This is a genomic window from Kitasatospora sp. NPDC005748 (genome assembly GCF_040630735.1).
In the GTDB taxonomy this organism is placed as follows: domain Bacteria; phylum Actinomycetota; class Actinomycetes; order Streptomycetales; family Streptomycetaceae; genus Kitasatospora.
The window spans coordinates 37,161-63,770 of record NZ_JBEXYD010000044.1 but is presented as its reverse complement, the minus strand read 5'-3'; the positions used below and the strand labels follow the sequence as shown (position 1 = coordinate 63,770).

Genomic DNA, 26,610 nt, shown 5'->3' with positions numbered 1-26,610 from the left:
TGGCACGCTGTTGAGTTCTCAAGGAACGGACACTTCCTTCGGACCGCCTTCCAGCGGGCCCTCCGGGCGCTTCGTTCTTTCGTGTTTCCAGCTTATCAGATGTTTTCCGCTCCGTTTTCCGGAGTTTCATTTACCTGATCGGCTTTCGCCTTTCGGCGCTCCCGAACTCTAGCAGAGTTTTTCGGGCCGTTTTCCGCCTGTTGTTCTCGAATTTCGTTCGAGAACTTCCGGCAGGCCGTCCCGTGGGGCAACCCGGAGAACACTACGCACCGGGTCGCCCCACGTCAAACTGGCCGTGGGGAGGCTCAGACCTCGACGACGACCGGCAGGATCATCGGCCGGCGGCGGTAGTTGTCCGCCACCCACTTGCCCATGGTCCGGCGCACGAGCTGCTGGACCTGGCGGATCTCCAGGACACCGTCGCCCGCCGAGCGGTCCAGTGCCTCCTGGAGCTTGGCCGCCACCGGGGTGAACGCCTTGTCGTCGATGCCGGAACCGCGGGCCTGGATGGTCGGACCGCCCACGATCTTCCCGTTGGTGGAGTCGACCACCACGAAGACCGAGATGAAGCCCTCCTCGCCGAGGATCCGGCGGTCCTTCAGGGATGCCTCGGTGATGTCGCCGACGGACGAACCGTCGACGTAGACGTAGCCGGCCTGCACCTTGCCCACGATGCGGGCGACGCCGTTCTCCAGGTCGACGCAGACGCCGTCCTCCGCGATGACCGTGCGGTGCTTCGGGATGCCCGTCGCGATGCCCAGGTCGGCGGCGGCGCGCAGGTGGCGCCATTCGCCGTGCACCGGCATCAGGTTGCGCGGCTTGCAGATGTTGAAGAAGTACAGCAGCTCGCCGGCCGAGGCGTGGCCCGAGACGTGCACCTTGGCGTTGCCCTTGTGCACGACCTTGGCGCCCCAGCGGGTCAGGCCGTTGATCACCCGGTACACGGCGTTCTCGTTGCCGGGGATCAGCGACGAGGCCAGGATGACGGTGTCGCCCTCGACGATGCGGATCTGGTGGTCGCGGTTGGCCATCCGGGACAGCGCCGCCATCGGCTCGCCCTGCGAACCGGTGCAGATCAGCACGACCTCCTTGTCCGGGAGGTCGTCCAGCTGCTTGACGTCGACGACCAGGTTGCCGGGGACCTTGAGGTAGCCGAGGTCGCGGGCGATGCCCATGTTGCGGACCATCGAGCGGCCGACGAAGGCGACCTTGCGCTTGTACTCGTGCGCGGCGTCCAGCACCTGCTGGATGCGGTGCACGTGGCTGGCGAAGGAGGCGACGATGATGCGCTTGTCGGCGTTGGCGAAGACGTTCCGCAGCGCGGCCGAGATGTCCCGCTCGTGCGGGATGAAGCCGGGGACCTCGGCGTTGGTGGAGTCCACCAGCAGCAGGTCCATGCCCTCCTCGGCCAGCTTGGCGAAAGCCGGGAGGTCGGTGAGGCGGCCGTCGAGCGGCAGCTGGTCCATCTTGAAGTCACCGGTGGCGACCACCATGCCGGCGGGCGTGCGCACGGCGACGGCCAGCGCGTCCGGGATGGAGTGGTTGACCGCGATGAACTGGCAGTCGAAGGGGCCGATCCGCTCGCGGTCGCCCTCCTTCACCTCCAGCACGTACGGGTGGATGCGGTGCTCGGCGAGCTTGGCCTCGATCAGCGCCAGGGTGAGCTTCGACCCGATCAGCGGGATGTCCGGGTTCTCCCGGAGCAGGAACGGGACGGCACCGATGTGGTCCTCGTGCCCGTGGGTCAGCACGATGCCGTCGATCTTGTCGAGCCGGCCCCGGATGTAGCTGAAGTCCGGGAGGATCAGGTCGACGCCGGGCTGCTCGTCCTCGGGGAAGAGGACGCCGCAGTCGACGATGAGAATGCGGTCCCCGAATTCGAGGACCGTCATGTTGCGGCCGATCTCGCCGAGGCCGCCGAGCGGAGTGATGCGCAGGGCGCCCTCCTTGAGGGCCGGGGGCGCGCCGAGTTCGGGATGCGGGTGGCTCAAAAGACTCTCCTCACGACGCACGCCATATGCCTGGGGTCCTCCCCGAGAGACATATGGCGTGCGTACTCAGTGTCGGTTTCCTACTGGGTAAGTACTCTCACGCCTTCGTTCCGGTCCAGCGGCGGCCCTCCTGGGAGGTCCGGCGAGCCGGGGCGCGCACGTCTTGTCTGTTACAGGTGTACCCCGCCGGCGGCGAGATCCTTCTTCAATTGCGCGATCTCCTCGGAAGTCGCGCCGACCAGCGGCAGCCGGAGCGGGCCGGCGGGCCGGCCCTGCAGCTCCAGGGCCGCCTTGGTGAGGATGACACCCTGCGTGCGGAACATACCGCTGAAGACCGGCAGCAGGCTCTGGTGGATCGCCGTGGCCTTGGCCACATCCCCGCCCAGGTAGGCGTCGACCATGCTGCGCAGCTCCGCGGCGACCACGTGCCCGACCACGCTGACCACACCGACGGCGCCGACCGAGAGCAGCGGCAGGTTGAGGATGTCGTCGCCGGAGTACCACGCCAGGTCGGAGCGGGCGATGGCCCAGGCGGCGGCGCCGAGGTCGCCCTTGGCGTCCTTGTTGGCGACGATCCGCGGGTGCTCGCCGAGCCGGACCAGCGTCTCGTGGCTCAGCGCGACACCGCTGCGGCCGGGAATGTCGTAGAGCATGACCGGCAGGCCGGTGGCGTCCGCGATGTGCGTGGTGTGCCGGTACAGGCCCTCCTGCGGGGGCTTGCTGTAGTACGGCGTGACGACCAGCAGGCCGTGGGCCCCGGCCGCCTCGGCCTGGCGGGCGAGGTCGGCGCTGTGGTGCGTGTCGTTGGTGCCGACACCGGCCACCACGTGGGCGCGGTCCCCCACCGCTTCCACGACGGCGCGGACCAGCCGGGCCTTCTCGGCGTCGCTGGTGGTCGGGGACTCACCGGTGGTGCCGTTGAGGACGAGGCCGTCGTTGCCTGCGTCGACGAGGTGTGCGGCGAGGCGCTGGGCGCCGTCGAGGTCGAGCCCGCCGTCAGCGGTGAACGGGGTCACCATCGCGGTCAGGACCCGGCCGAACGGCGTCTGGGGGGTGGAGGTCGGAGCCATGCGTCCAAAACTACTCGTAGGCGGTGGGGCGGTACCCAGGCCGGTCCAGGGTTCGGACAGGTGTGGCGCGCGGAGCGGCACAAAGATGGGATTCCGGTGCTGCATGCTCGGGGGTTCACGCAGCACCGGAATCCGTGTCACGAGCGTAGGGAGCGGCTAGAAAAGCCGCAATCCAGACATGCCAGGCAAGCCGCCCATATGCCTGTTACCCCAGGTCAGGGGGCGACCCGGCCGTGCTTCTCGAAGGCCGCATGGGTGAGCGGCATGAGCCGGGCCCACTGCTCCTCCATCTGCTCGGCGACCATCTCGATCTCGCGCTGCGGGAACGACGGCACCGCGGCGTTCTCCTTCTTGGTCCGCAGCGACAGGAAGTGCATCAGCGAGCGGGCGTTGCAGGTCGCGTACATCGAGGAGAACAGGCCGACCGGCAGCACGGCCCGGGCCACCTCGCGGGCCACACCGGCCGCCAGCATCTCCTGGTACGCCCGGTAGGCCCCCTGGTAGGCGGCCTCCATCTGCTCGGCGACCACGTCGAACTGCTTCGGCGTGCCCTCGACGAACTCGTAGCGCCCCGGGCGGCCCTGCTGGACGAGCTTGCGCTCCTCACCGGGCACGTAGAACACCGGCTGCAGCTCGCGGTAGCGGCCGGACTCCTCGTTGTACGACCAGCCGCTGCGGTGGCGGTGGAACTCCCGGAAGACGAAGATCGGCGCACTGATGAAGAAGGTCATCGAGTTGTGCTCGAACGGCGTACCGTGCCGGTCCCGCATCAGGTAGTTGATCAGACCGGTGGACTTCTCCGGGTCCTGCTGCAACGCCTCCAGGGACTGCTCCCCGGCCGTCGAGACCCGGGCCGCCCAGATGACGTCCGAGTCGGCGGCGGAGCTGCGGACCAGCTCCACGGTGACATCGCTGCGGAACCTGGGGGCGGTGGGTTCGTCGGTCACGCGGTACTCCTTGCGGGTTCGTTGGTGCGGTGCAGCCGGATCGCGTGCTGCATGGTCTTACGGGCGCGCGGGGTGTCGCCGGCGTCGGCGTACGCCACCGCGAGGCGGAAGAAGACGCGCCAGTCGCCGGGCGAGGCCTCCGCCTCGGCCTTGCGGCGGGCGAACACCGCGTCGGCCGAGTCCCGGTCGATCCGGCCGCCGGCGGTGCGCTTCAGCTCGTCCACCGGCAGGCCGCCCTCGGCCTCCAGCTCGCGGGCGAGCCGCTCGCTGGCCCGGCCGAAGCGGACGGTCTGGCGCAGGAACCAGACCCCGATCGGCGGGACGACGAAGGCGCACAGGCCCAGGCCGATGCCGAGCGGCTTGCCGGTGGCGATCAGCTGGACGCCCTCGCCGACGCAGACCAGGGCCACCAGCAGCAGCACGCCGGAGAGGACGAAGAAACCGGTACGGGAGGTCACCGGTCGCTCACAGGTCCAGGAAGTTCTCGAGGCCCACGGTGAGACCGTGGTTCTCGACGACCTTGCGCACCCCGAGCAGGATGCCCGGCATGAAACTGCTGTGGTGCAGCGAGTCGTGCCGGATGGTGAGGGTCTCGCCGGTGTCGCCGAACATCACCTGCTGGTGCGCCAGCAGGCCGCGCAGCCGGACGGCGTGCACCGGGATCCCGTCCACGTCCGCGCCGCGGGCACCGGGCAGGCTGTGTGTGGTCGGGTCCTGCTGCGGCGGGCGGCCGGCCTCGGCGCGGGCCGCGGCGATCAGCTGCGCGGTCCGGGTGGCCGTACCGCTCGGCGCGTCGGCCTTGCGGTCGTGGTGCAGCTCGACGACCTCGACCGACTCGAAGTACCTGGCGGCGGTCTGGGCGAACTTCATGCCCAGCACCGCGCCCAGCGAGAAGTTCGGCGCGACCAGCACACCGAGCGGCCGCGGCTCGCCGCCCGGCATCAGCCAGCCCTCCAGCTCGCCCAGCCGCGCGTCGTCCCAGCCGGTGGTCCCGGTGACGACGTGGATGCCGTGGTGGACGCAGTAGTCGAGGTTGGCCATCACCGAGTCGGGGTGGGTCAGCTCGACGGCGACCTGGGCCCCGGCCCGGGTCAGCTCGTCGAGGTCCGATCCCCGGCCCAGGGCGGCGACCAGCTCCAGGTCGGGGGCGGCCTCGACGGCCTTGACCGCCTCGGAGCCGATCCGGCCCTTGGCGCCGATCACGGCGACACGCAGCGTCATGGTGAGAAGTCCCTTCAGACCAGCAGGTCGGCGAGCCGGCCGGCCCGCTTGTCGTTGATCGGACCGATCAGCGCCAGCGAGGGCCGGTGCGCGCCGAGCACGTCACGGGCCACCGCGTGGACGTCGTCCAGGGTCACGGCCGCGATCCTCGCCAGCATGTCGTCCACCGAGAGGTGGTGGCCGTAGCTCAGCTCGGCCTTGCCGATCCGGTTCATCAGGGAGCCGGTGTCCTCCATGCCGAGCACGGTGGAGCCGGAGATCTGGCCGATCGCCCGACGCAGCTCCTCCTCGGTGATGCCGTCGGCGACCACCTTGGCGAGCTCCTCGCGGCAGATCCGCAGCACCTCCTCGACGCGCTTGGGCTGGCAGCCGGCGTAGATGCCGAACAGGCCGCTGTCCGCGTAGGAGGACGAGTACGAGTACACCGAGTACGCCAGGCCGCGCTTCTCCCGGACCTCCTGGAACAGCCGCGAGCTCATCCCGCCGCCGAGTGCCGCGTTCAGCACGCCCATCGCCCAGCGGCGCTCGTCGTGGCGCGGCACCCCGGGCACGCCGAGCACCAGGTGGGCCTGCTCGGTGGAGCGGTTGAGCACCTCGACCTTGCCGGCGGTGCGCACGGCCTTGACGCCGCGGCGGGCCTCGGCGGGCTCGGCCCCGGAGCGCGCCAGCAGCGCCGCGAAGGCCTTCTCGACCTGGCGGACCACCTTGCGGTGGTCGAGATTGCCGGCCGCGGCGACGACCAGGTGCTCGGGCTTGTAGCGGCGGTGGAAGAACCCGGCGATCTGGTCGCGGGTGAGCCCGTTGACCGTCTCCTGGGTGCCGAGGATCGGGCGGCCGAGCGGGCCGCTGCCGAAGATCACCTTGGCGAAGAGGTCGTGCACCACGTCACCCGGGTCGTCCTCCGCCATCGCCATCTCCTCCAGGATGACGCCGCGCTCGGCCTCGACGTCCTCCGGGCGGATCAGCGAGCCGGTGAGCATGTCGCACACCACGTCGATGGCGAGCGGCAGGTCGGTGTCGAGCACCCTGGCGTAGTAGCAGGTGTTCTCCTTGGCGGTGAAGGCGTTCATCTCACCGCCGACCGCGTCCAGGGCGGCCGAGATGTCCAGCGCGCTGCGCCGCTCGGTGCCCTTGAAGAGCAGGTGCTCCAGGTAGTGCGTGGCTCCGTTGAGCTGGGGGGTCTCGTCCCGCGAACCGACTCCGACCCAGATGCCGAAGGTCGCGGAGCGAACCGTCGGCAGGGTCTCGGTGACGACCCGCAGGCCGCCGGGGAGGACGGTGCGGCGCACCGTGCCGGCGCCGTCCACGCCCTTGAGCAGGGTCCGGGTGGTGCCGGGGCGCTGCTTCGCCGCCGAGGCCTGGGCCACGGGGTGTACCTCCGTAGAAAGCATGTGCAACAACAGGGTGCGGCCCGCACGCCGACGGGGCGTGCGGGCCGCGGCCGCTTCTATCGAACCGGGGGGCTAGCGGCGCTTCACTCGGAAGCGGCCTCGCCACCCTCTTCGCCCTCGACGACCGGGATCAGCGAGAGCTTGCCGCGCGGGTCGATCTCGGCGATCTCGACCTGGACCTTGGCGCCGACGGCGAGCACGTCCTCGACGTTCTCCACGCGCTTGCCACCGGCCAGCTTGCGGATCTGCGAGATGTGCAGCAGGCCGTCCTTGCCCGGCATGAGCGAAACGAACGCGCCGAACGTCGTGGTCTTCACCACGGTGCCCAGGTAGCGCTCCCCGACCTCCGGCATGGTCGGGTTGGCGATCTGGTTGATCGTCGTACGGGCAGCCTCCGCCGAGGGACCGTCGACCGCACCGATGTAGATGGTGCCGTCGTCCTCGATGGTGATGTCCGCGCCGGTGTCCTCCTGGATCTGGTTGATCATCTTGCCCTTGGGGCCGATGACCTCACCGATCTTGTCCACCGGGATCTTGATGGTGATGATGCGCGGCGCGTTCGGCGACATCTCGTCGGGCGCGTCGATGGCCTCGTTCATCACGTCGAGGATGTGCAGGCGGGCGTCCTTGGCCTGCTTCAGCGCGGCGGCCAGCACGGAGGCCGGGATGCCGTTCAGCTTGGTGTCCAGCTGCAGCGCGGTGATGAAGTTGCGGGTACCGGCGACCTTGAAGTCCATGTCGCCGTACGCGTCCTCGGCGCCCAGGATGTCGGTCAGCGCGACGTAGTGCGTCTCGCCGTCGATCTCCTGCGAGATGAGGCCCATGGCGATACCGGCGACGGCGGCCTTCAGCGGCACACCGGCGTTCAGCAGCGACATGGTGGAGGCGCAGACCGAGCCCATCGAGGTGGAGCCGTTGGAGCTCAGCGCCTCGGAGACCTGGCGGATCGCGTAGGGGAACTCCTCGCGGGTCGGCAGCACGGGCAGGATCGCCCGCTCCGCCAGCGCGCCGTGGCCGATCTCGCGGCGCTTGGGCGAGCCCACGCGGCCGGTCTCGCCGACCGAGTACGGCGGGAAGTTGTAGTTGTGCATGTAGCGGCGACGCGTCTCCGGGGAGAGCGTGTCCAGCTGCTGCTCCATGCGCAGCATGTTCAGCGTGGTGACACCCAGGATCTGGGTCTCGCCGCGCTCGAACAGGGCCGAGCCGTGGACGCGCGGGATGGCCTCGACCTCGGCGGCCAGGGTGCGGATGTCGGTGACACCGCGGCCGTCGATGCGGACCTTGTCCTTGATGACGCGCTCGCGCACGACCTTCTTGGTCAGCGCGTTGTACGCGGCGCTGATCTCCTTCTCGCGACCCTCGAACTCCGGCAGGAGCTTCTCGGCGGCGATCGCCTTGACGCGGTCCAGCTCGTTGTTGCGCTCCTGCTTGCCCGGGATGGTGAGCGCCTGGGCCAGCTCGTCCTTGACCGCGGCGGTCAGGGCGGCGAGCACGTCGTCCTGGTAGTCCAGGAAGACCGGGAACTCGCCGGTGGGCTTGGCGGCCTGGGCGGCCAGCTGGGACTGCGCGGCGCAGAGCACCTTGATGAACGGCTTCGCGGCGTCCAGACCGGCGGCGACGACGTCCTCGGTCGGCGCCTCGGCGCCGCCCTCGACCAGCTTGATGGTCTTGTCGGTGGCCTCGGCCTCGACCATCATGATCGCGACGTCACCGTCGGGCAGGACGCGGCCGGCGACGACCATGTCGAAGACGGCCGACTCCAGCTCGGAGTGGGTCGGGAAGGCCACCCACTGGCCCTTGATCAGCGCGACGCGGACGCCGCCGATCGGGCCGGAGAACGGCAGGCCCGCCAGCTGGGTGGACGCGGAGGCGGCGTTGATGGCCACCACGTCGTACAGGTGGTCGGGGTTGAGCGCCATCACGGTGACGACGACCTGGATCTCGTTGCGCAGGCCCTTGACGAAGGACGGGCGCAGCGGGCGGTCGATCAGGCGGCAGGTGAGGATCGCGTCCTCGGAGGGCCGGCCCTCGCGACGGAAGAACGAGCCGGGGATGCGCCCGGCGGCGTACATCCGCTCCTCGACGTCCACGGTCAGCGGGAAGAAGTCGAAGTGCTCCTTCGGCTGCTTGGAGGCGCTGGTGGCCGACAGCACCATGGTGTCGTCGTCCAGGTAGGCCACGGCGGAGCCGGCGGCCTGACGGGCCAGGCGGCCCGTCTCGAAGCGGATGGTACGGGTGCCGAAGGAACCGTTGTCGATCACGGCTTCGGCGTAGAACACGTTCTCTTCCACCTGGAAGATCTCCTCTTTCGTACGTCTCCGGGAGAGCGCCCCCGCGCATCGCTGCCGGTGGCCCGGGCCCTCGTGCGCTCTTGCGCAGAGGAAGGCAGTCGGGCCGGTCTTCGATCGAAGCCTCCGGTGGGCCCCGCTCGGTCTGCGGGGCTTCCGGCGGCCACTACCGAGGACCGGCGCCTCTCGGCTGCCAGGCCGGGGCGGGCGGTCCGCGTCTGGACGCTCTCTCGGATGCGGGCGGCTTCCGTTTGAAGCCTTCGTCCCGCGGGGGGTCGGGGTCTTTCGCCCGGGTGGCGCGGTGTCGCGCCATCACCCGGCATGCCCACAACCCTACGGTGCAATCCTCGGCCACCAGGGGAGGTGCGCGCGAGTTGTTATACGGTGCCGGGTCGCGGGTCGGCGACCGCGGCATACGCGCGAGGGGCGGCTCCCCGGTGTGGGGAGCCGCCCCGAGCGGCGGTCTTAGCGGGCGCCACCGGCGGCACCGCGGCGGATGCCCAGACGGTCGACGAGCGTACGGAAGCGCTCGATGTCCTTCTTGGCCAGGTACTGCAGCAGGCGGCGGCGCTGGCCGACCAGGATCAGCAGGCCACGACGCGAGTGGTGGTCGTGCTTGTGGGCCTTGAGGTGCTCGGTCAGGTCCGAGATGCGGCGCGAGAGCATGGCGACCTGGACCTCGGGGGAGCCGGTGTCGCCCTCCTTCTGGCCGAACTCGGCGAAGATCTGCTTCTTGACGTCAGAGGCGAGAGCCACTGCAACTCCTTTGAGGTGGTACCGAGCGGGCCTGGTCTACGGCACAGGACTCTGCGAGAACTCGGTGTCGTGACTGAGTGCGGCCGGCGGTCGGCGACCCGCGAGGGGCGGACACCCTGCTGCACTCGAAGGGCAAGCGTACCAGTGTGCCCGGTGCGACCGGTCAGCCGGTGGCGCCGCGGACCAGGCCGTAGACCTCCAGCACGCCCAGCGCCAGCGGGACGAGGGCGATCAGGGTGAGGCTGTCGACCAGGTCCAGGATGCGCCCCCAGAACGGCGAGACGCCGAGCCGGGGCACCACCAGGGCGATCGCGGTGAGCACCGCGGCGCCGAAAGCGATCGAGGTGGCCAGCCAGATGGTGCGCAGGTCCACGTCGGTGGAGCTGGCGGCCTTCAGGATGAACAGCGGGGTGTGCAGCGAGAGGCCGACGATCAGCAGCGACAGGCCGAACAGGCCGGCGATGGTGAGGCTGAAGACCTGCGCGGTGTAGCGGAACAGCCGGGCGCGCAGCATGGTGGCGATGCCGAGGGTGAGGGCGAGCAGCTCCGGGAAGAGCTCGTCGGTGAAGCCGAGGACGGCGCAGGCGCCGACGATCACCGCGGCGCAGCCGCCGACCAGGCCGACCAGCACCTCGTGGCCGCGGCGGGCCTGGTGGGCGATGCGCTCGTACTGGACGGCCTCGGCGCGGCCGGCCTCGTCGTCGTAGTCCCGGCTGCGGGTCCGGGTCTGGCCGGGGGCGCTGAAGCCGACGGGCAGCCGGGCGAACCGGGCGGAGAGGCCGGGCAGGAAGCCGATCACGGCGACGGCGGCGACGCCGGTGACCGCGGCGATGTGGTTGGCCGGGGTCGACGGCAGCAGGACGGCCGCGAAGGTGGCCAGCGCACCGGCGGCGGCCACGAAGGCGGCGGCCACGAACAGCGAGTCCTTCTCCGGCAGCAGGCCGACCAGCAGGACGGCCACCACCAGGACGGCGACGCAGCCGGTGAGGAACTGGAGCCGGCCCGGGCCGTCCCACGGGTGGGCGACCGCGATGAGGCCGCTGCCGCCGATCAGGGCGTGCGGCAGCGCGCCGAGGCCGAGCGCGAGCGCGGCCCAGGCGTCCTGGTACACCCGGGCGCGGACGCCGGCCAGGGCGGTGAGCACGACGGCGATGACGCCGGACAGGACGCCGGGCAGGCCGTGCATGTCGTGGCGCAGGTCGGAGAACCAGAGCGCGAAGCCGAGCAGGGTGAGCAGCACGCCGGCGCCGATCAGGCCGAAGGCCCGCATCAACTCGGGGCTCCAGAACCGGCGGTCGGCCTCGACGGCGGTGGCGATGGCGTCGGCGACGTCGTCGTAGACGGCCGGCGGCAGCGACTCGGCGAACGGGCGCAGGCTGAGCAGGTCGCCGTCGCGGACCTGCTGCGCGGCGAGCGGCAGACCGCTGTCGAGCACGGTGCCGTCGCGGCGGACCAGGTGGAAGCCGGTCGGGGCGCCGTCGGGCTGGGTCTGCCCGGAGAGCCGCAGCACCTCGGGGTAGACGTCGGCGAGCGGGACGTCCTCGGGCAGGGCGACGTCGATCCGGCTGTCCGGGGCGACGACGGTGACGCGGCAGAAGCCGGTCGTGGCGGAGGTGCTCATGCCCCCACCTCGCGGACGCTCGACGCGTGCCGGGAACGGCGCGCTTCCCTGACGAGTGGCTCGTTCCGCTCGCTCACTGCGCACCCCTCGATCGCTCGACGCACTGGGCGCTCCCCCTTGTTGACGGTGCCGCTGTACCGGCGGCGGTTCCTGCTGGCTGCTGGCGCGGGCCGGTCGGGGCTGGAACTGACTCGATCCGGCCATGAGTTGGCGCGGCGTTACCCTACCCGTTCCGGTCCCGCCCACCGGCGCGCAGGGGCCGGTGGAACGGCGGCCGGCGGGGCCCCGGGCACCACGGGGCCGCCCTGGCTGATCCGCCGGAACGCGCCCCAGTAGGATCGGCCCCTGCGCAAGGCGACGGGGGCAGGGGCCGCGCTCCTCCCCGGGTGCCTGCGGTCGGCGGAGCGGGGGCGGCGTCACACGGGGCGCCCTCACCCGTACGTATCCAGTTTGCGTGAGGGCTGATGCCGAAGTGAACGATCAGACCGTTCGAAACCGCGGGGTGGGGTGCGTATGAGCGTGATCACGGTCAAGCGCCCCGCGCGGGCCTATCCCCCGGCGGTGCCGGACGAACCGGTGGAGTTGGTCACCCCGCCCGAGCTGCCCCGGTCGGGCGGCGAGGACTGGATGATGAGCCTGCTGCCGATGCTCGGCATGGGCGGGTCGGCGGTGTTCTTCTTCTCGCCCGGCGCACAGGCCCCGATGAAGATCATGGGCGGCCTGATGGTCGTCTCGACCGTCGGCATGGCGCTGGCGCAGATCGTGCGGGCGCGCAAGGGCGGTTCCACCGCCACCGCCGACGAGCGGCGCGACTACCTGAAGTACCTGCAGCAGATGCGCCGCCAGGTCCGCCGCACGGCGGAGCGCCAGCGCGGCGCGCAGCTGTTCCTGAACCCGGAGCCGGACCAGCTCTGGTCGATCGTCGCGGACGGCCGCCGGCTCTGGGAACGCCGCACGGGGGACGCCGACTTCGCCCAGATCCGGGTCGGCCGGGGGCCGGTCCAGCTGTCGACCCCGCTGGTGGCGCCGCAGACCGCGCCGATGGAGGAGCTGGAACCGCTCGCCGCGGCCGCCATGCACACCTTCCTGAAGGCCCACGGCACGCTGCAGGACCTGCCCTTGGCGGTCTCGCTGCGCGCCTTCTACCACATCACGGTGTGCGGCGACCCGGACACCGTGTACGGCAACGTCCGGGCGATGATCGCCCAGTTGACGACGCTGCACTCGCCGGACGACCTGCTGGTGACGGTGGCCGCGGCGCCGGGCGCGGTGGAGGAGTGGGAGTGGACCAAGTGGCTCCCGCACAACCAGCACCGCAAGGACAGCGACGGCGCGGGTTCGCGGCGGCTGATCGCCACCGGCCTCGGTGAGCTGGAGTACCTGCTCCAGGACGAACTGGCGGGGCGCCAGCGCTTCGTGCGCGACGCGGCGCCGTCCTCGGACCAGCCGCACATCATCGTCGTGATGGACGGCGCGTCCGTCCCGCACGACTCGCTGCTGGCCGGCGCCGAGGGCGTGCACGGGGTGACCATCGTCGAGGTGGTCCCGGGCGACCTGGACGAGCCGACCGGTCACCTGATCGTGACGGTGACCCCGGACGAGCTGGTGCTGCGTTCGGCCTCCGGCGCGACGTACTCCGGCACCCCGGACACGCTCTCCACCTGGCAGTCCGAGGCCCTGGCCCGGCAGCTGGCGCCGTACCGGATCTCGGCCGGCGGCGACGACGAACCGCTGCTGTCCAACCTGGACTTCACCGAGCTGATGAACTCGGGCGACCCGGGCTCGTTCGACGTGACGCGCAGCTGGCGGACGCGGGCGCAGCACGAGAAGCTGCGGGTGCCGATCGGCGTCGGGGCCGGCGGCGAGCACGTCTACCTGGACATCAAGGAGGCGGCGCTCGAAGGCATGGGCCCGCACGGCCTCTGCGTCGGCGCGACCGGCTCCGGCAAGTCGGAGCTGCTGCGCACCCTGGTGCTGGGCCTGGCGATGACGCACTCCTCGGAGACGCTGAACTTCGTCCTCGCGGACTTCAAGGGCGGCGCGACCTTCGCCGGGATGGCGGACATGCCGCACACCTCGGCGGTGATCACCAACCTGGAGGGCGAACTCACCCTGGTCGACCGCATGCGCGACGCGATCGAGGGCGAGATGAACCGCCGGCAGGAGCTGCTGCGCTCGGCCGGCAACTACGCCAACCTCAACGAGTACGAGCGGGCGCGCGCGGCGGGTGCGGCGCTGGACCCGCTGCCCTCGCTGGTGCTGATCATCGACGAGTTCTCCGAGCTGCTCACCGCGAAGCCGGACTTCATCGACATGTTCATCCAGATCGGCCGGATCGGCCGTTCGCTGGGCGTGCACCTGCTGCTGGCCTCGCAGCGCCTGGAGGAGGGCAAGCTGCGCGGTCTGGACACCTACCTGTCGTACCGGATCGGTCTGCGCACCTTCTCGGCGGCCGAGTCGCGGGCGGCCATCGGCGTGCCGGACGCGTACCACCTGCCGCCGGTGCCGGGTGTCGGCTACCTGAAGTTCGGCACCGACGTGATGGACCGGTTCAAGGCCGCGTACGTCTCGGGGCCCTACCGGGCGCCGGGGCAGCAGCGGTCGACCGGCGGGCGTCTGGTGACGGCGCAGCCGGTGCTGTTCACCGCGGCCGAGGTGCCGGTGCTGGAGCCGCCGGTGCAGGAGGTGGAGCCGGAGGTCGTGGAGCAGGACGACGCGCTGGTCGACACCGTGCTGGACGTCTTCGTGCAGCGGATGGCGGGGCAGGGCCCGGCCGCGCACCAGGTGTGGCTGCCGCCGCTGGACGAGGCGCCGAGCGTCGACCAGTTGCTGCCGCCGCTGCAGGCGACCGCGGAGCGCGGTCTCACCTCGCCGGGCTTCGGCGCGCTGGGCCGGCTCAACGTGCCGGTCGGCATCGTGGACCGGCCGCGCGAGCAGCGCCGCGACGTGCTGCACCAGGACTACTCGGGTGCGGCCGGTCACGGTCTGATCGTGGGCGGCCCGCGGTCCGGCAAGTCGACGCTGGTGCGCACCACGGTGGCCGGGTTCGCGCTCACCCACACGCCGCTGGAGGCGCAGTTCTACCTGCTGGACTTCGGTGGCGGCGGCTTCCAGTCGCTGCAGGGCCTGCCGCACGTCGGCGGGGTGGCCGGTCGTCTGGACGCCGAGAAGGTGCGCCGGATGATCAGCGAGGTGCACGGGGTGCTGAACCGGCGCGAGGAGCTGTTCCGGGCGACCGGGATCGACTCGATCGCGACCTACCGGTCCCGGCGGGCCAGCGGTCAGCTGCCGGACGAGCAGTTCGGCGACGTCTTCCTGATGATCGACGGCTGGAACACCTTCAAGCAGGAGTTCGAGATGCTGGAGCCGGTGATCGGGGACATCGCCCAGCGCGGTCTCGGGTACGGCGTCCACCTGATCATCACGGCGGCCCGCTACGCGGAGGTCCGCCCGGCGCTGAAGGACCTGCTGCAGAACCGGACCGAGCTCAAGCTCGGTGACGCGATGGAGTCCGAGGTGGACCGCCGGGTGGCGCAGAACATCCCGGCCCTGCCGGGGCGCGGCGTCACCTCCGGCAAGCTGCACTTCCTCTCCGGCCTGCCCCGGCTGGACGGCTCGTCCTCGGTGGACGACCTCCAGGACGGGGTGACCGCGCTGGTCGCCGCCGTGGACGCGGCCTGGACGGGCCCGCGCGCGCCGCAGGTCCGGATGCTGCCGGCGGTGCTGGACGGCCACTCGCTGCCGAAGGGCTTCGAGTACCCGGAGCGCGGGGTCGCCTTCGGCGTGGACGAGGTCGAGCTGGCGCCGGCGTTCGTCAACTTCGAGACGGACCCGCTGTTCATCGTCTTCGGCGACACCGAGTCCGGTAAGTCGGCGACGCTGCGGATGCTGATCAAGCAGATCACCGAGCGGTACACCCCGGACCAGGCCGGCATCGTGGTCGGCGACTACCGGCGCGCGCTGCTCGGCGCGGTGCCGCAGGAGTACCTGGTCGAGTACGCGGCCGCGCAGCCGGCCATGACCAGCATCGTGGAGATGCTGCGCGGGGCCTGCTCGCGCCGGCTCCCCGGTCCGGACGTGACCGCCGACCAGCTGCGCAACCGCAGCTGGTACAGCGGCAAGGACATGTTCGTGATCGTGGACGACTACGAGCTGGTGGCGACCGGTTCGGGGAACCCGCTGGCGCCGCTGGCCGAGTTCCTGCCGTTCGCCCGGGACATCGGCCTGCGCGTGATCATCGCGCGGAGCGCGGGCGGCGCCGGCCGTTCGCTCTACGAGCCGGTGATGCAGCGGATGCGGGAGCTGGGCGGCCAGGGCGTGATCCTCTCCGGCAACAAGGACGAGGGCGCGCTGCTGGGCACCGTCAAGCCGCAGCCGCTGCCGCCGGGCCGGGGCGTGTTCGTCTCGCGCCGGATCACCAGCGGGCAGATGGTGCAGACGGGCTGGTTGCCGTCGGCGTAGCGGGAGCGGCCGCCCCCGGTGGCGGTGACGGAAAGTGAGGGAAGGGGTCGGGTTCCGCGGAGCCCGGCCCCTTCCGCGTCCACGTGCTGAAACGTTATGGAGATCTTTCCGGCTCTGGGCTGCGGTTCCCGCACCCCGGGCGGGCGGTGACCGGCTCCGGGAAGCCGCCTGGGCGACCTTCTCCGAGCCGGTCATCAGCCTTGGAATGAGCGCGCGCAATGCTCCGTTCACCTTGGATTCAAGCGCGATGTGGCAGAGGTAACAAGTCGGACATGCGTGACAATCACCGTCGGTGATCATCGGATCGCATGTTTATGCCCACCTTCGCAACGGATTCCGAAGCATTTCCGGCATTGACGCAGTCATTACGGCCAAGGTTCCATGACGGCCCGGGAGCGAAGGACCAGAACCCCACAGCAGCAAGCCAGCGGAGGCGATACCGCTCCCTCTCCAGGACCGCACAGAGCCGATCGGAAGCCACATGACCGACACGCTTCGCCCGCCACACGCCGTAGCCCCCACTACGGCGGCCGAGGGCGCCGCCTCCCCCCAGACGCTCAAGCGCTCGATCGGCGTCGTGGGCGGGACCCTGCTCACGCTGTCCTGCGTCACCCCGGCCTCCACGCTCTTCGTGATCGTCCCGGAGCTGTTCTCCAGCATCGGCAGCGCCACCGCGCTGGCCATCGCGATCGGCTCGGTGCTCTGTATCGCGGTCGCCTTCTGCTACTCCGAACTCGGCACCCTGATCCCCAGCGCCGGCGGCGAGTACGCGATGGTCGGCACCCTGGCCGGGCGACTGGCCGGCTGGCTGGTCTTCGTGCTCTCGCTGATCGTGGTGCTGATCGTCCCCTCGGTGATCGCCCTCGGCACCGCCGACTACCTCGCCCCGGTGCTGCACGTCGACAAGCCGATCGCCGGCGCCGCGGTGATGCTCGCCGCCACCCTGGCCGGTCTGCTGGACCTGCGTGCCAACGCCTGGATCACCGGCGTCTTCCTGGTCCTGGAGGTCGTCGCCGCCGGTGTGGTGTCGGTGCTCGGCTTCGCCCACGCCAACGGCGACGCGCCCAGCCTGCTGCACGGGGTGGTCGCCGGCGACGGCGGCGCCACCACCACGGTGAGCATCGGCGCCATCGTCGGCGCGCTCGGCATCGCCCTCTTCATCACCCAGGGCTTCTCCACCGCGGTCTACCTCTCCGAGGAGCTGGAGGACCCGCGCCGCAACGTCTCGCGCACCGTGCTGTGGACCCTCGGCATCTCCGCCGCGGTCATCCTGATCCCGGTCACCGCGATCACCATGGGCGCCCCCGACCTGGCCACCCTGACCTCCGGCGACATCTCCGGCATGGTCACCGCGTGGAGCAACTCCGCCGTCGGCACCTTCATCAGCCTCTGCGTGGCGCTGGCGATCATCAACGCCGGCATCGTCATGGTCATCCAGAACTCCCGGGTGCTGTTCGCCTCGGCCCGCGACAAGGCGTGGCCCGAGCCGGTCAACAAGGCCTTCTCCACCCTGGGCAGGTTCGGCTCCCCGTGGGTGGCCACGCTGGCCGTCGGCCTGCCGGGCGCCGCGCTCTGCTTCGTCAAGGGCGAGCTGCTCAGCGAGATCACCGGCGTCGCCGTCACCGGGATGTACCTGCTGGTCGCCATCGCCGCGCTGCTGTCGCGCCGCGATCAGCACAAGCACGCCACCGCCTGGCGGATGCCGCTCTGGCCGGCCGTCCCGGTGGTCCTGATCGTCGTGCTGGTCTACATCATCACCCAGCTGGACACCGTGCCCCTGCTGTGGACCGGCGGCATCACCGCCGCCGCCACCCTCTACTGGCTGTTCTACCTGCGCCCCCGGCAGGAGACCCGCTGGGTGATCAGCCTGCCCGAGGACCAGCAGGCCTGACCCCGGCGGGGCCGCCCCCGACCCCCACCCCTCCCCCACACGGCGGTGCCGCGGACCACTCCCCCTCTGGTCCGCGGCACCGCCGTTCCGCACGCGCCGGCCACCCCGGGATCGGCCGGTCGGACGCCGGCCGACCGGCCGGCGCAGGCTCGCGGCGGGGAGAAGGCTCCGGATCAGTCCGTGGGGCGCCGGCGGTGGTCGCGGAGCACCACGCCGCCGCCGATGAGCAGCGCGACGAGCAGGGCGCCGACGCCCAGCACGTAGGTCGCGGTGCGGCCGTCGCGGTCGGCCTGGGTCTCGCCGAGGCCGAGCGGCTGCGGCACGATCGGGGCGGCGGCCAGCTGGACGGGCTCGTCCGGCTTCGCCTTGTACGGCGGGTCCTCGGGTGCCTTGGTGACGGCCTTCACCGGGTCCACCACGCCCCAGCCGATGTACGCGTTCGCCTCGTGCCCGGTGCGCTGCGCGGTCTGCTCGATCCGGGCGCGCACCTGCGCCGGCTTCCACTTGGGGTGGGCGCCGAGCAGCAGCGCGGCCAGGCCGGAGACGTAGGGCGCGGCGAAGCTGGTGCCGTTGTCCACGCACTGGCCGCCCCGGGGGACGGTGGAGAGCATGTCGACCCCGGGCGCGACGACGTCCACGAAGTCGCCGTACTGGGAGAACGGGGCGCGCTCGTTGTTGCGGTCGGAGGCTCCGACGGCGAGCACGGTCGGGAACGCGGCGGGGTAGGTGTCGCCCTCCTTGCCGTCGTTGCCGGAGGAGGCGACCACCACGATGTCCTTGGCCTCGGCGGCCTCGACGGCGGCCTTCAGCTCCGCGTAGCCGCCGAAGTCGGCGTTGCCGGCGCCGCGCACGTCCTGCGAGATGTTGATGACCTTGACGCCCCGCTGGATCGCGATGTAGATCGCCTCGACCAGGGTGTAGACGTCACCGTTGCCCTCGGCGTCGTTCTGCCGGATCGACAGGATGCCGGCGTCCGGGGCGATGCCGACGAAGCCGGTCTGGTCGTAGTGGCCGGCCGCGATGATGCCCGCGACCTTGGTGCCGTGGCCGACGAGGTCGTCCTTGCCGGTGCCCTCGACCTTCTTCTTGTCCTTGTCCTTCAACAGCGAGCCGCCGTCGACCACCCGGTTGGCCAGCTGGGGGTTCTGGTCGTTGACCCCGGTGTCGATGACCGCGACGGTCACCCCCGCACCGGTGACGGTGCCGCCCTGCCAGAGCTCGTCGAGCACCATGCGCTGCAACGACCACGGCACGGCCTGCACGTTCTGGGCGTCCTTGGCGCAGTCACCGGCGGCGGCGATGCCGGGCCCGTCCGCGTGGGCCGGGGCGGCCAGCGGACCGCCGAGCACCGCGAGCGCGGCCACCGTCGCGGCCACCTTCCGGTACCTGACTACGGACACCCTGCCACCCCTCTTGTCGTCCACCCGTGTTGCGCGCCAGGGGCGGGTGCCCGGACCGGGCACCCGCCCCTTCGGCGGAATCGATCGCCCCCACGACCGGGGGCGGGATCCGTCAGCCCCAGAGCTTGGCGTTGTTGTTCTCGGTGCTGTTGTAGCTCTCGGCCGCCTTGTCCAGCGAGCCGGCGATCTGGGACAGCACCTGCTGCAGGTGGCTGGCGCGGGAGTCCCACTTCGCCTGGTGGGCCTGGTAGCCCTGCTGAGCGGCACCCTCCCAGCTGGAGGCGATCTTGGTCACGCCCGCCTTCAGCTCCTCAAGCTGGGAGTTGATGCGGTTGGCGGTGGCGCGAACCTCGCTGCCGGCGTTCCGGACAGTTTCGAAGTTGACGAGAATGTGGTCGGACACGATGTCTCCTTGTCGAGGAACCGACGCGCTCCCTCACCAGGGGCCGCCGGTGAATGACCTGGCAGAGAGGGGATCAGATCTTGCCGGCGCCGAACGCCGCCTGCTGGTCCGCGTCGGTCGCCGAGTACTGCTTGGTCGTGATCTCGATCGCGCTCTTGATCGCCTTCAGCGACTTGTTGAGCTCGACCGCGTCCTCGTTGAACTGGCCCTGAAGGGTCTTGTAGGCCGTGGCCGCCTGACCCTGCCAACCGCCGGCGATCGAACCCACCAGGCTGTCGAGCTTGCGAATCTCGCCCTCGATCTGGCCGATGACCTCGTCCATGTGCTTGGCGAAAGCCAGCATCTCCTGAGCGGTCGTCTTGAACTGACCCATGCTCTACCGTCCCCCATGAGACAGACATTGTGTCCGGACCGCCGTTCCCGGCCGGTCCGCCGCATCACCGGTGTGATGTCCAGCAGCACTGTAGTCGGCACACGCAACTCGCCCAACACCGGGGAACCGCTAGTTACCAGACCATGACACTGGGGCCAATTCCGTTGCCGGAACGGGCCGGTCAGGCGTTCTGCTGCTGGGCCGCGGTCTTCGCGTTCAGCGCCGGACCGGACGGCACCAGGGCCGACCAGGCCAGCGGCACCGGCACCGGCTGCAGGCCCTGGTAGCCGAGCCGGGCCTGGTTGCCGCCGGCCTCGTCCTGCTGCTGACCCGGCTGCCCGGCGGCCGGGTCAGCAGGCTGGACGGTCGGGGTCGCGGTGACGGTCGGGACCGGCTTGCCCGGCTGGGCGGACGGCGCGGCCTGCGCCCCCTTGCCGCCGGTGGTGTTGGCGGGGACGGCGTAGCGCAGCCCGGTCTCGGTGATCAGGTAGTCGCTGCCGGAGCCGCCCGCACCGCCGTCCAGCGCGCGGTAGAAGAGGCCCTGACCGGGGGTCACATAGGCCGAACCGACGCCGCTGCTGTGCTTCGCCGGGAAGTCCGGGCCGGCCCAGACACTGCGCCGCGGCGTCTTGCCGTCCTCGGCCATCCCGTCGAACGTGCTGCAGATCACCGGCTTCGCGTCCTTCGCCGCCTGCCAGTTGTTGGCCGGCGCCCCCGTCCTGGTCGGCCAGTCGTCGGCGTCCTTCAGCGGGGTGCTGGAGTTGAAGGCGGCGTAGTCGGCCGGCATCAGCTCGTCGATCCGCGGCGTCCGGTCGGCGTCCTGGTTGTAGAGCCCCTGCCACGCGGGGTTCTGCCGGATCAGCTCGGCCTGGAGCTGGGTGACCACGAACAGCTGGTCCTTGCCCACCACGAAGTTCCGGTCGCCGTACCGGACCAGCCGGCCGATCTTGCGGTCCTCCGGCTTCTGCAGCGCCACCGAGGAGTTGGGGCCCTTGACGTCCGGGACCAGCCCGTCGATCTTGGGGAACTGGATCACCGAGCCGGTGACCAGGGTGTCCATCCACTCCCTCTTCACCGGCTGCGGCTTCGCGCTCGCCCCGAAGATCGCCGCCATCAGCTGCTTCTTGTCGCTCTCGGAGGTCTGCGTCCCCCCGATGGCGTGCTTGCGGCCCTGCGAGTCGATCAGGTAGAGGTTCAACTTGCTCTGGTCGATCGGCGGCTGGCCCGGGCCGGGCTGCGCGGCGACCTGCTGGTCGTCGATCTCCTTCACCAGCAGCGCCTGGTCGGTGTCCAGCACCCGGTCCTTGGCGGCCAGCGTCCTGGCGTCGGCACCGCCCGCGAGGAACAGCGCCTGATTGGCCGTCTCCTGCTTGTCGTCCGGACCGGGACTGTCGCAGACCGACCACTTCATCGGCTTGCTCGCGTTCTCCTTGGTCGGCAGCCGGTCCGGCGCGTTCGGGATGCCGATGGTCGGGCCGTGGCTCGGGTACTTGTCGAGCACCTCGTCGGCGACCACCACCACCTTCGCGTCCACCGGCAGCACCAGCCGTGCCGAGGACATGTTCAGCACCTGGTGCAGCCGCTTGGTCTTGCCGTCCGGATCGGTCAGCACCACGTATCGGGTGGTGCTCTTCTTGCCCTGCACGATGTTCTTGCCGCTGTCCCAGCCCACCGGGGCGCTCGGCTTGAACACCCCCCAGACCCCGAACGCGCCGACCACCAGAGCGCCCACGATGACGCTCGGCAGGATCGCCTTCACCGGCCGCGGCGCGTCCTCGTCGCTGCCGCCCCCGTTGGGCAGCAGGAACGCGCCGACCGTTCGCTTCCGCGCGAAGGTGTAGGCGTTCAGCTCGTCCCGGCGTGATGCCATGCTCGTCGTCTCCCCTGTCTGACCGACATACCCCGTGGTCCGCACCCGCCGGGCGAGAGCGGCTTCGAACCCTCTACGATGCGGCAGCAGACGGTGAGTACGGTACGGGTACGGTTCGCGAACCGGCCAACCGGGCCGCGACAACTGATTCAGAGAGGGTCACTCGGGGGATGCCAAGCCAGACCGCTCCAGGGCGCCGCAGCACCGACGAGGGCAGGGGATCGCGCCGCTCCGGCCGACGGGCCCGGCCCGAACGGGGCCAGGTCGCCGAACCCGCGGCCGCCGTCGGGCCGACGGCCCCCGTACCGGTCCGCGTCCACCCCAGGCCCGGGCTGCTCGGCGGCCGGCTGAGACTCCAGCAACTCGTGCTGGTCGAGGTCGCGGTGGCACTCGTGGCGGTCGGCTGGACGATCAGCAAGCCGGTGGCCGGCGGCTTCGGCGCCGTCGCCCTGGCGCTGGTCGTCCTCGCGGTCATCCCGCTGCGCGGACGCACCATCCCCGAGGCGCTGCGGGTGCGCGCCGCCCTGAAGGCCCGTCGCAAGCAGGCCCGGACGAACGTCCCGCCGGTCGGCACCGACCCGGCCATCGCCCCCGCGCTGGAGCTGGAACCCGCCCTGCGCACCTGCACCCACGCCACCGAGACCGACTTCGGCGGCCGGCCGATGCGCCGGGAGACCGGCATGGTCGGCGACGGCACCTTCCTCAGCTCGGTGCTGCTCGTCCAGGCCAAGGACCAGCCGCTGCGGCCGGTGCGCACCGCGCTGCCGCTGCCGCTGGACGTGATCTGCTCGGCACTGCGGGTGGACGACATCACGCTGGAGTCGGTCCAGATCGTCCAGCACACCCAGCCGGCGCCCGCCCCGCACCTGCCCGAGCAGTCGCTGGCCGCCCGCGCCTACCAGGAGCTGCCCGACGGCACCGCCACCCCCGGCCTGCGGCTGACCTGGGTGGCGCTCAAGCTCGACCCGGAGCGCGCGGCCACCGCCGTCCGCGCCCGCGGCGGCGGCGAGGAGGGCGCCCGCAAGGCCCTGCAGCGGGTCACCGACCAGCTCGCCGGGCGGCTCAACAGCGCCGGGTTCAACGCCACCGTGCTGGACGAGCGCGAGCTGATCGCCGCACTGGCCATCTCCACCTGCGCCAACCCGCTCGCCGTGGCCGGCCGCCAGGGGACCGGCAGCGGTGGCGGCAGCGGCCGCCGCACCCAGGAGAGCAACCGCTTCTGGCGGATCGACGACCGCTGGCACAGCACCTACTGGATCTCCCGGTGGCCGCAGCTCAGCCGCCCCGGCGGCGCCCCCGGCCGGATCGCCGCGCCGGACCTCGTCAACCTGATCACCGGCTCGCCCGCCCTGGCCAGCACCTTCAGCCTGACCGCCGGTCACGGCACCGGCGGTTCGGTGGCGATCAGCGGCCACGTCCGGGTGACCGGGCGCAGCGAGAGCGAGGTCGTCCAGGTCGGACGACTGGTGGAGGCCCGGGCGCAGAGCACCGGCCTCGGCCTCACCCGACTCGACCTGGAGCAGGCCCCCGGCATGCTCGCCACCCTGCCCCTGGGAGGTGCTTCCTGATGGCGTACCAGACCTACCCGACGCCCGGCCCGCAGCCCGGTTCCACCGAGCAGCCCCGGGTCCGGCCGCGGATCCTGCCCGGCTTCGGACTGCGCGGCCCGCGCCGCGAGAAGCACGTGCTGACCACCGAGGACCTCGGCGCGCTCTCCTTCCCGGTCGGCGACGACGGCGTGCTGATCGGCGAGGACGTCCAGAAGCAGCCCGCCGTGCTCGGCCTCTTCCGGCCCAGCGCCTACGACCTGGTCCTGGTCGGCGGCGTCTGGACGGCCCAGGTCATCGCGTTGCGGGCGGCCGCCACCGGCGCCCGGATCGCCGTCGAGACCGCGCGCGGGCAGCTGTGGGGACCGATGGCGCAGGCCGCGGGCGGCGGCCAGCCGTGCGTGACCGTCCACCAGGTCGGCCGGCTCGGCCCGCAGGGTGCCTCGGTGACCTCGCCGGTGCTCGTGGTGCGCGACCTCGGCGCCCGCCCGCCGCGCAGCCGGCTCTCCGCCGCGCCCTGGCAGACCACCCTGACCCTGCTGCCCTACCTGGGCCCGAACGCGGCCCGGGTGCTGAACGCCGCCGACCTGGTCGGCGTGCAGCGGGTCTCGCCGCAGGAGGCCGAGCTGATCGGCCGGGTGCTCTCGCTCGGCCCGCAGGACATCGCCTCGCTGCCCACCCTCGGGGACGACATGACGCTCTGGACGACCCGGATGCGCCGCCAGTACGTACGGACCGTCGCCGGGCAGGCCGAGCAGCAGGTCCTGGGCGGGGCACGACGCATGGACTGACCTGCCGGGACCCGATCGCGCCCCGGGCGAGATGAGACTCCGCCTTCAACGGGGGGTGGTGCACGGCCTAGTCTTTGATGCGGCAACGGCACCGCGACGAGCGGCGGCGAACACGAGGGAGCCCTAGGTGAGCAGCGATCGGGACGGCGTCTACGTCGGCGACAACGCGGCGGAGGACGACGACGACTGGTCCGACGCGCCCGACTACACTCCCCCGTCCTGGTACGTGCAGACGGACTCCGCGGCGGCTCCGGCCGCCGGTCCGGGCCCTGGTCCGGGCGCCGGTCCGGCACCCGTCCAGGCGGGCGGAGCACCGGACGGGGCGGGCGCTCCGGCGGCGGGCGGCGGCCCGGCCGCGCCGGCACCGGCACCGGCACCCGTCGTGGCACCGGTCCCCGCGCCCGCGCCCGTGCCCGCGGCCGAATCGTTCGTCGCACCGGCCGTTCCCCCGGCCGCGGACGGTCCGGCGGCGGCGCCGGTCGCCGCACCGGCTCCGGTGCCCGCGCCTGCGCCCGTCCCGGCCGCCGAGCCGGCCCCGGCCGCCGCGACCGCCCCGGAGACGGCCCCGCCGCTCCCCGCGCCGGCCACCCATGTCGAGGCGCAGCACGTCCCGTTCGCCGCGCCCACCGCCGGTGGGCCCGCGCCCGCCCCGGCGCCGGGCCCCGCCCCCGAACAGCCGCAGGCCGCGGCGGCCCAGCCGTGGCCGCCGGCCGACGTGGCCGCGCACCAGCAGCCCGGCCCGGCCGTGCCCCCGCCGCAGCAGCCGTACGCGGAGCCGCAGCCCTACCCCGGGCCGCCGCAGCAGGCCCAGCCGCCGGCCTACGCCGAGCCCCAGCAGCAGGCGCCGCAGCAGGCCCAGCCCCAGCCCTACGCGGACCCGCAGCCGTACGCCCAGCCGCAGCCCTACCCGGAGCCGCAGCAGGCCCAGCAGTGGCCGCAGCCGGCGCCGCCGCAGCAGCCGGCCGACCCCCAGGAGCAGCAGGCCGCCGCCTGGGCCGCCGCCCAGCAGGCGCCCGGCCCGCAGGCACCGCCGGTCGACCCCCGCCAGGGCGGCTGGCCGCAGCCGACCCCGTACCAGCAGCCGCCGCAGCAGCAGGCCCAGTCCCAGCAGCCCCAGCCCCAGCCCCAGCAGCCGGGCCCCGCCCAGCCGTGGCAGCAGCAGTCCGGGGTCCCGCAGGCACCCGCCGCGTTCCAGCAGTCCGCCGCCCCGCAGCAGGTCTCGCACGGCGCACCGCTCGGCTACACGGCCGCCGTCGAGCTCTCCTCGGACCGGCTGCTGCGCAACCAGCCGAAGCAGCAGCGCCAGCAGCCGCGCTTCCAGTTCGGCGGCAAGGCCGCCGCGGCTGAGCGCGGCCGCAAGCTGGAGGTCATCCGGACGCCGGTGATGAGCTGCTACCGGATCGCGGTGATCAGCCTCAAGGGCGGCGTCGGCAAGACCACGACCACCACCGCGCTCGGCGCGACCCTGGCCAGCGAGCGCCAGGACAAGGTGATCGCGATCGACGCCAACCCGGACGCCGGCACCCTCGGCCGCCGGGTCAAGCGCCAGACCGGCGCGACCATCCGCGACCTGGTGACGGCCATCCCGCACCTGCGCAGCTACATGGACATCCGTCAGTTCACCTCCCAGGACCTGCACTCGGGCCTGGAGATCCTGGCGAACGACGTCGACCCGGCCGTCTCGACCACCTTCAACGACTCGGACTACCGCCAGGTCATCGACGTGCTGGGCCGCCAGTACCCGATCATCCTGACCGACTCCGGCACCGGCCTGCTGTACAGCGCGATGCGCGGGGTGCTGGACCTCGCCGACCAGCTGATCATCGTCTCCACGCCGAGCGTGGACGGCGCCTCCTCCGCGTCGACCACGCTGGACTGGCTCTCCGCGCACGGCTACGCCGACCTGGTGCAGCGCAGCATCACGGTGGTCTCCGGGGTTCGCGAGACCAGCAAGATGATCAAGGTCGAGGACATCGTCGCGCACTTCCAGACCCGCTGCCGCGGCGTCATCGTGGTGCCGTTCGACGAGAGCCTGGCGGCGGGCGCCGAGGTCAACCTCGACATGATGCGGCCCAAGGTCCGCGAGGCGTACTTCGAACTCGCCACCCTGGTCGGCGAGGACATCGTCCGCGCCCAGCAGGCCGCCGCCCAGCAGTCCGGCTGGCAGCAGCAGGCCCACCAGCCCCCGCAGCCCACCGCCCCCTACCCGGGCCAGCCGCAGCCGTACGCCGACCCGCAGCAGCCCTACCCGCAGCAGGCCCAGCAGCAGCCGTACCCGCAGCCGGGCCAGGGCGGCTACCCGGCCGGCGGGCCCGCGCCCGGCGCGCCGTGGGCCCCGCAGCCGGGGCAGGCCCCGCCGCCCCCGCCCGGCTACGGGTACCCGCAGGCCCAACCGGGTGCCCAGCAGCCCCCGCAGGACTGGCAGCAGCAGCCCCAGCCGCCGGCCGGCGGGTACGGCTACCCGCAGCCCCAGCCGGGCGCGCAGCCGCCGCCCCCCGCCGGGTACGGCTACCCGCAGCAGCCGCAGCCGTAGCGAACCGAAAGGGCCCGCCGGGCCGTCCGTGGATCCAGCGGATCCGTGGACGGCCG

18 protein-coding genes are annotated in these 26,610 nt (G+C 71.9%); 5 read left to right on the top strand and 13 right to left on the bottom strand.

Annotated elements, in window-relative coordinates; translation table 11 throughout:
* Window positions 1–305 precede the first annotated feature (305 nt).
* The 9 genes from ABZ495_RS26615 to eccD all read right to left on the bottom strand — a co-directional run bounded on the left by ABZ495_RS26615 (window position 306) and on the right by eccD (window position 11,285).
* Complete coding sequence (locus tag ABZ495_RS26615) at window positions 306–1,991, bottom strand: ribonuclease J (RefSeq protein WP_359808455.1); 1,686 nt, start codon at window positions 1,989–1,991, stop codon at window positions 306–308.
* A gap of 170 nt (window positions 1,992–2,161) precedes the next feature.
* Entirely contained in the window at window positions 2,162–3,061 is a 900-nt protein-coding gene (gene dapA, locus ABZ495_RS26610) for a 4-hydroxy-tetrahydrodipicolinate synthase (RefSeq protein WP_352297641.1), read from the bottom strand.
* 215 nt (window positions 3,062–3,276) lie between these two features.
* Complete coding sequence (thyX, locus tag ABZ495_RS26605) at window positions 3,277–4,008, bottom strand: FAD-dependent thymidylate synthase (RefSeq protein WP_329487692.1); 732 nt, start codon at window positions 4,006–4,008, stop codon at window positions 3,277–3,279.
* Window positions 4,005–4,466, bottom strand: coding sequence for a hypothetical protein (locus ABZ495_RS26600; protein ID WP_329487693.1), 462 nt, complete (start codon window positions 4,464–4,466; stop codon window positions 4,005–4,007). The genes thyX and ABZ495_RS26600 overlap by 4 nt, the downstream gene beginning before the upstream one ends.
* A 7-nt stretch (window positions 4,467–4,473) precedes the next feature.
* Window positions 4,474–5,229 carry a 4-hydroxy-tetrahydrodipicolinate reductase gene (gene dapB / locus ABZ495_RS26595; protein WP_329487694.1) on the bottom strand — a complete coding sequence of 252 codons (756 nt, stop codon included), beginning with the start codon at window positions 5,227–5,229 and terminating at the stop codon, window positions 4,474–4,476.
* Between the two features lie 14 nt (window positions 5,230–5,243).
* Entirely contained in the window at window positions 5,244–6,596 is a 1,353-nt protein-coding gene (locus tag ABZ495_RS26590) for a pitrilysin family protein (RefSeq protein ID WP_359838447.1), read from the bottom strand.
* A gap of 107 nt (window positions 6,597–6,703) precedes the next feature.
* Window positions 6,704–8,911, bottom strand: coding sequence for a polyribonucleotide nucleotidyltransferase (locus ABZ495_RS26585; RefSeq protein WP_329487696.1), 2,208 nt, complete (start codon window positions 8,909–8,911; stop codon window positions 6,704–6,706).
* A gap of 462 nt (window positions 8,912–9,373) precedes the next feature.
* Window positions 9,374–9,664 carry a 30S ribosomal protein S15 gene (rpsO, locus tag ABZ495_RS26580; RefSeq protein WP_030397713.1) on the bottom strand — a complete coding sequence of 97 codons (291 nt, stop codon included), beginning with the start codon at window positions 9,662–9,664 and terminating at the stop codon, window positions 9,374–9,376.
* A 163-nt stretch (window positions 9,665–9,827) separates the two neighbouring features.
* Window positions 9,828–11,285: a type VII secretion integral membrane protein EccD gene (gene eccD, locus ABZ495_RS26575; protein ID WP_359808459.1), complete on the bottom strand. Its 1,458-nt coding sequence runs from the start codon at window positions 11,283–11,285 to the stop codon at window positions 9,828–9,830.
* Window positions 11,286–11,798: 513 nt separating this feature from the next.
* Between eccD and eccCa the strand changes: the two genes are divergently transcribed.
* Window positions 11,799–15,746, top strand: a complete 3,948-nt coding sequence (gene eccCa / locus ABZ495_RS26570; protein WP_359808461.1) for a type VII secretion protein EccCa — start codon at window positions 11,799–11,801, stop codon at window positions 15,744–15,746.
* A 481-nt stretch (window positions 15,747–16,227) separates the two neighbouring features.
* Window positions 16,228–17,637 carry an APC family permease gene (locus ABZ495_RS26565; RefSeq protein WP_352297655.1) on the top strand — a complete coding sequence of 470 codons (1,410 nt, stop codon included), beginning with the start codon at window positions 16,228–16,230 and terminating at the stop codon, window positions 17,635–17,637.
* A gap of 173 nt (window positions 17,638–17,810) precedes the next feature.
* Here ABZ495_RS26565 and mycP read toward each other — a convergent pair whose 3' ends face one another.
* The 4 genes from mycP to eccB form a co-directional block, all read right to left on the bottom strand.
* The gene (gene mycP / locus ABZ495_RS26560; protein WP_359838445.1) at window positions 17,811–19,037 is read right to left on the bottom strand and encodes a type VII secretion-associated serine protease mycosin; all 1,227 of its coding nucleotides are present in this window, start codon (window positions 19,035–19,037) and stop codon (window positions 17,811–17,813) included.
* A gap of 112 nt (window positions 19,038–19,149) precedes the next feature.
* On the bottom strand, window positions 19,150–19,440 hold the full coding sequence (locus ABZ495_RS26555; protein ID WP_329487701.1) for a WXG100 family type VII secretion target: 291 nt from the start codon (window positions 19,438–19,440) through the stop codon (window positions 19,150–19,152).
* A gap of 73 nt (window positions 19,441–19,513) precedes the next feature.
* On the bottom strand, window positions 19,514–19,813 hold the full coding sequence (locus ABZ495_RS26550) for a WXG100 family type VII secretion target (RefSeq protein ID WP_329487702.1): 300 nt from the start codon (window positions 19,811–19,813) through the stop codon (window positions 19,514–19,516).
* Between the two features lie 181 nt (window positions 19,814–19,994).
* Complete coding sequence (gene eccB, locus ABZ495_RS26545; RefSeq protein ID WP_359808464.1) at window positions 19,995–21,683, bottom strand: type VII secretion protein EccB; 1,689 nt, start codon at window positions 21,681–21,683, stop codon at window positions 19,995–19,997.
* A 170-nt stretch (window positions 21,684–21,853) separates the two neighbouring features.
* Here eccB and eccE point away from each other — a divergent pair, with 170 nt between their 5' ends.
* The 3 genes from eccE to ABZ495_RS26530 all read left to right on the top strand — a co-directional run bounded on the left by eccE (window position 21,854) and on the right by ABZ495_RS26530 (window position 26,554).
* The gene (gene eccE / locus ABZ495_RS26540; RefSeq protein WP_359838443.1) at window positions 21,854–23,251 is read left to right on the top strand and encodes a type VII secretion protein EccE; all 1,398 of its coding nucleotides are present in this window, start codon (window positions 21,854–21,856) and stop codon (window positions 23,249–23,251) included.
* A complete protein-coding gene (locus tag ABZ495_RS26535; protein WP_359838441.1) occupies window positions 23,251–24,021 on the top strand; it encodes a hypothetical protein in 771 nt (256 codons plus the stop codon). The genes eccE and ABZ495_RS26535 overlap by 1 nt, the downstream gene beginning before the upstream one ends.
* Window positions 24,022–24,148: 127 nt before the next feature.
* Entirely contained in the window at window positions 24,149–26,554 is a 2,406-nt protein-coding gene (locus ABZ495_RS26530; protein ID WP_359838439.1) for a MinD/ParA family protein, read from the top strand.
* Window positions 26,555–26,610 lie beyond the last annotated feature (56 nt).